This is a genomic window from Agrobacterium sp. 22-226-1, assembly GCF_053522345.1.
This window is the reverse complement of the sequence record NZ_JBNWCP010000056.1, coordinates 1-871: the sequence shown is the minus strand read 5'-3', so window position 1 is coordinate 871 and position 871 is coordinate 1. Positions and strand designations below refer to the sequence as shown.

At 54.6% G+C, this 871-nt stretch carries 1 pseudogene; it reads left to right on the top strand.

The annotated features are described in order from the left end of the window. Positions 1 to 85 precede the first annotated feature (85 nt). Positions 86 to 855: pseudogene (locus tag ACQZ5K_RS27045) on the top strand (IS5 family transposase). Positions 856 to 871 lie beyond the last annotated feature (16 nt).

Sequence of the window (871 nt, the reverse complement as noted above, 5' to 3'; positions counted from 1 at the left end):
CTAGGTCCAATCGACATTCAGGATTCAATTAAGCTCTGATATGTGATTCATAGAACTCTGGATTTTGTCATCTGGAGTTTTCGTCATGCCGAAACCGAAACGCTATGAACTGACATCAGAGCAATGGCACAGGATTTGCGACCTGTTGCCCGGCAAGCCTGCTGATCCCGGTCGCTCCGGAGCGGACAATCTCACCTTCGTCAATGGCGTGCTATGGGTGTTGCGTTCTGGCGCTCACTGGCACGACCTTCCCGAACGCTATGGCAAATGGAAGACCGCCCACAAGCGGTTTACGCGATGGGCCAACGCCGGCGTGTGGGAGCGTATCTTCACGCATCTGATCGATGATCCCGATAATGACTACATCAGTCTCGATTCGAGCCTCGTTCGTGCTCACCAGCAGGCAGCCACCGGAAAGGGTGGCGGCCAAAAAGGGGGGATCAGGCTCTGGGGCGTTCCAGAGGAGGACTGACGACCAAGATCCACATGGCCGTCGATGCTCTTGGTCGACCACTGAAGCTGATCCTCACACCAGGCCAACGTGGTGATGCACCGCTTGCACCAGCCCTTCTCGACGGGCTGTCCCCAAACCGGGTACTCGCCGACAAAGCCTACGATTCAAATGCTTTGCGCGGCCTGATCGCCGATATGGGCGCTGAAGCGGTGATCCCTTGCAACCCCACAAGAAAGCGGCTGATCCCATATGACTTTGAAGCCTATAAGGTTCGAAACACCGTCGAGCGATGCTTCAATAAACTCAAACACTTTCGACGCATCGCAACTCGATTTGACAGGCGCGCAACACACTTCCTAAGCTTCATACAAATCGCCGCAGCCATCATATGGATGCGGTGAATGTCGATTCAGCCTA